4 protein-coding genes are annotated in these 4,601 nt (G+C 62.4%); 2 read left to right on the top strand and 2 right to left on the bottom strand.

The features are described from left to right. Nucleotides 1-1,702: helicase-related protein (locus ACESL8_RS04165; RefSeq protein WP_372916268.1), on the top strand; the 1,702-nt coding region annotated here is incomplete at its 5' end. Further along, nucleotides 1,702-3,018 (top strand): DNA-processing protein DprA, encoded by a 1,317-nt coding sequence (locus ACESL8_RS04160; protein WP_372916266.1) that lies wholly within the window; start codon nucleotides 1,702-1,704, stop codon nucleotides 3,016-3,018. The genes ACESL8_RS04165 and ACESL8_RS04160, both read left to right, overlap by 1 nt. Nucleotides 3,019-3,039: 21 nt before the next feature. Here ACESL8_RS04160 and dprA read toward each other — a convergent pair whose 3' ends face one another. Next, complete coding sequence (dprA, locus tag ACESL8_RS04155) at nucleotides 3,040-4,137, bottom strand: DNA-processing protein DprA (protein ID WP_372916264.1); 1,098 nt, start codon at nucleotides 4,135-4,137, stop codon at nucleotides 3,040-3,042. Continuing rightward, nucleotides 4,134-4,601: glycerol-3-phosphate acyltransferase (locus ACESL8_RS04150; protein WP_372916262.1), on the bottom strand; the 468-nt coding region annotated here is incomplete at its 5' end. The genes ACESL8_RS04150 and dprA, both read right to left, overlap by 4 nt.

The following is a 4,601-nucleotide window of genomic DNA, read 5'->3' as shown; positions in this document are numbered from 1 at the left end:
ACTGGCCAATGAGCGCTTTCAGACAACAGTGCTCGCCCAGATTGCCAACGATATATCGCTGATTGTAGTCGATGAAGCACATTGCATATCGGATTGGGGGCATGATTTCCGACCGCAATATCGCCTGCTTGAACGTGTTATCCGCAACTTACCGCCCAATTCGAGGCTGTTGGCAACCACGGCAACTGCAAACATTCGCGTCATGGACGATCTAGCCGAGGTTTTGGGCCCAAACATTAACGTGTTACGTGGCGATCTGGCGAGGACATCGCTGACACTGCAGACTATGCGGCTGCCTTCGCAAGCCGCCCGGCTGGCATGGCTTGCTGACAAGCTGGCGCAGCTGGATGGCAGTGGCATAATCTACACTCTGACAGTCCGCGACGCCGGGATGGTGACCGCATGGCTAATGTCGTGTGGCTACGTGGTCGAATCCTATACCGGCCAGACCGGTGACCGCCGCGAGGAAATCGAACAGGGCCTGCTCGCTAACCGATACAAGGCCGTTGTCGCGACCACTGCGTTGGGCATGGGCTATGACAAGCCAGATCTGGCGTTTGTGATTCATTACCAGACGCCCGGGTCTGTGGTCGCTTATTACCAGCGAGTCGGGCGCGCGGGCCGGGCGCTTGACAATGCCTATGGGGTGCTGCTGAGCGGCCGGGAGGAAGCGGATATCAATAACTACTTCATCGGCAGTGCGTTCCCGACGCAAGAGGAAGTGTCCCAAGTGTTACAGGCGCTGGACAGCGCGCCTCACGGCTTGTCCGTCCCGCAACTGTTGGGGCAGGTCAACCTGAGCACGGGGCGCATTGAAAAGGCCATCGCCTTGATGGCGTTTGAGTCTCCGTCGCCGATCGCAAAGCTGGACGGCAAGTGGCAGCTGACGGCAGCGACGCTCATCCCAGAATTCTGGGAGCGCGCTGAGCGTTTGACCGCATTGCGTCGCGAGGAGGCGCTGCAAATGCAGCGTTATGTCGATTTGCCGTTCGGCCAGCACATGGGCTTCCTGATCCGGGCACTCGACGGGGAAGACAGCAATGTTCCAACGCCACGTTTGCCTGAGCTGTCCGCTGATCTGAACGATTACCTCGTAATCCGGGCCATCGCGTTTCTTCGACGAACCAATTTACCGATCAAACCACGCGAGAAGTGGCCCTTGGGAGGTCTGCCCCACTATCTTGTTCGCGGGGCGATCCCCGAAAGGCTGCGTGCACAGACTGGGAAAGCATTGTCGGTTTGGGGCGATGCGGGCTGGGGCGGTCTCGTTAGCCGCGGCAAATATCTGGATGGCCGCTTTTCGGATGACCTTGTAGAAGCTATGGCTGCTATGATCCGAGAATGGAACCCGCAGCCAGCGCCAACTTGGGTCACGGCGGCCCCCTCGTTGAGGCGCCCCGAGCTTGTGCCCGACTTTGCATTGCGCCTGGCGAGTGCGCTCGGCCTACCATTTCACATGATACTGCAGAGAACCGATGAGAGGCCAGAACAGAAGACCATGGCGAACAGTACGCAGCAGGCGCGCAATGTGGATGGAGCGCTCGGACTCAACGCAACTCCGATCCCGGCTGCACCGGTTTTGTTGGTCGATGATATGGTCGATTCACGCTGGACTCTGACAGTCGCGGCGTGGCTGCTTCGCTCGCATGGCGCTGGCCCAGTCCATCCGGTAGCGCTGGCACAAACAGGACACGGCGACTGATGCAGCCACTCACGACTAACACCAAGGCAATCCTGCTTTTGACTGCCCCCCTCATTGTCGGGCGAGGAACACCTGGAGCCGATTTGCTGACCCCCGGCGAATACAAGGCTCTCGCGCAGCGGCTCCACGAAATTGGTTGCCAACCGGAGGACCTCATTGGCCCGGACGAAGCCAGAATCATTGAGGAATGCAGGAATTTCATCGAGCCAGTTCGGTTGAAATTGCTGTTGGCCCGTGGTTTGCAACTGGCCCAGGCGGTGGACCGCTGGCAGCAGCGCGCCATATGGGTGATCAGCCGCGCCGACCCCGAATATCCAAAACGCTTGAAGGCTAAACTGAGGAGCCAGGCTCCCGCTGCTCTGTACGGTTGCGGAGACGTTGGCGCACTGGACGAGGGCGGCTTGGCAGTCGTGGGCTCCCGTCACGTCAATGAAGAGCTTAGCCGCTACGCCATGGAAGTCGGGCTTCTTGCTGCTCGCGCCGACCGTCCCATCGTGTCGGGTGGTGCCAAGGGCATCGACCAAGCGGCTATGCGCGGCGCTCTCGAGGCGGGCGGCAAGGCTTGCGGCATCTTGACCGATAGCCTCGAAAAGCAGGTCATGACCCGCGAGCACCGGGATACGATACTCAATGGCCAACTTGTCCTCGTGTCGCCCTACGATCCAAACGCCGGGTTTAACACTGGGCATGCCATGCAGCGCAACAAATATGTCTATGCCCTCGCCGACGCTGCCTTGGTGGTCAGTTCGGATGTCGAAAAGGGTGGAACCTGGGCAGGCGCAATCGAACAGCTCAAAAAGCTCAAACTCGCAAAGGTGTACGTCCGGTCCACTGGGTCACCGCAGCGCGGTTTGGACGCACTCAGGAGCGAAGGTGCCATTCATTGGCCCAACCCGACTGCACCGGAGGACTTGCAGACCCTGCTCGATGCGGCTCCGGAACAACCAGCGGAGTTACAGCTATCGCTAAAAGCACAGATGGATCCGACCCCTGCGTTAGGTCCCACCGGTCTTATTTGTGGGACGGCGAAAAAAATCGCGCCGTTCAATGCGGCTGAAGCTACGCCGGACGAGAATGCAGAATCTGACGCCAAGCCTGAGCACTCATTAGACCCTGCAGACCAACTGTTTGCCGCTGTCCAGCCAATCATCATCGAATTTGCGCAACAGGCAATCAAGGATGGTGAGCTTGCTGCGGCACTGCATGTCCCCAAACTATTGGCCAAAACGTGGCTGGACAGAATGGTGGATGACGGGGTGCTTCAGAGGCAGAAAAAGCCGGCTGGATATGTCATCCGCTCGGCGCGATTACTGTAACCCGCCAACCGAATTTCCCCCTCACCCCAACGCCACCCGCGCCCCCGCGTGGCGCACCAGCACGCCTTCCAGTTCCAGATCCAGCAGCACGCTGGCCACTTGCGACGGCGGCAGCTTGGTGAGGCGGATGAGATCGTCGATGGGCACGGCCGTGGGGGAGAGCAGGGCGAGCAGCGCGGCGCGGGCGGCCGGATCGGGCGTGAGGGCCGGGCCAAAGTCTGGCAGCGGGATCGGCTCGGCGACGTTCAGGCGCAGCGCGGGCTGGCCGGAAAGGGTGGACAGCGCCTCCAGCACATCGGCCGCGTTCTGGATCAGCGTGGCGCCTTCGCGAATCAGCAGGTTGCAGCCCTGCGCGCGGGCATCGAGCGGGGAGCCGGGGACGGCCATCACCTCCCGCCCCAGATCGGCCGCGATGCGCGCGGTGATCAGGCTGCCGGATTTGGGCGCGCCTTCCACCACGATGGTGCCGGCGCTTAAGCCGGCGATGATGCGGTTGCGGCGCGGGAAATGGCGGGCCTGCGGCTCCACCCCCGGCGGCTGTTCGGCCACCACCAGGCCGGTATCGGCGATGCGCGCCATCAGATCGGCGTGATCGGGCGGATAGGCCACATCCACCCCGCCGGCCACCACCGCGATAGTGCCGCGCTCCAGTGCCGCCGCGTGCGCCGCCGCATCGATGCCGCGCGCCAGGCCCGACACCACGACATAATCCGCCTCTGCCAGATCCATCGCCAATTGCCGGGCAAAACGGATGCCCGCCGCGCTGGCGTTGCGGGCGCCGACGATGGCCACTGCCTGCCGATCGAGCAGGGAAAGATCGCCGCGCGCATACAGCACCGGCGGCGCGGATTCAGTGCGGCTGAGCAGTTCGGGATAATCCGGCGTGCCAAGAAACAGCAGATGCGCGCCCAGCTTTGCGGCGGTTTCCAGTTCGGCCAGCGCATCGGATTCGGGGTGCAGCGCCAACTGCCGATTGCCGCGCCGCGCGAGATCGGGCAGCGCCTTGAGCGCGGTTTGCGCATCGCCAAAGCGGGCAACCAATTGGCGATAAGTGACCGGACCAATCGATTCGGTGCGGATCAGCCGCAGCCGGGAGACGGCATCAGCGGGCAGGCTCATTTGGTCTTTTGCCCGATTTTCGATTCGGTGCCGGCGGCGAGACGGGCCAGATTGTCCCGGTGCAGGAAGATCAGCAGCGCCGCCAGCGCCGCCAGATGCGTGACCCAGCCGATATTGCCGGTGAGTGCCCACACCGCCGCTGGACAGGCCACCGCCGCCAGCATGCCGCCGACGCTTGAATACCGCGTGACCAACGCGCCGCCGAGCCAGGTGGCCAACGCGATGACGCCCGCAAGCGGCGCAGCGGCCAATGTGATGCCCAAAATCACCGCGACGCCCTTTCCTCCACGAAATTTGAGCCAAATAGGAAAGCAGTGGCCAACAAAAGCCGCAGTGCCGGCAGCAATGGCGCCAAATTCGCCGCCCAGTTCGCGGCCGATGGCAACCGCCGCCGCCCCTTTGCCCGCATCCAGCAGCAAAGTGGCCGCCGCCAGCCCCTTGTTGCCGGTGCGCAGCACGTTGGT

This window comes from Sandarakinorhabdus sp., from assembly GCF_041689835.1.
Taxonomy (GTDB): Bacteria; Pseudomonadota; Alphaproteobacteria; order Sphingomonadales; family Sphingomonadaceae; genus Sandarakinorhabdus.
Note: the sequence above shows the minus strand (reverse complement) of the source record. Positions and strands in the feature narration are given on the sequence as shown.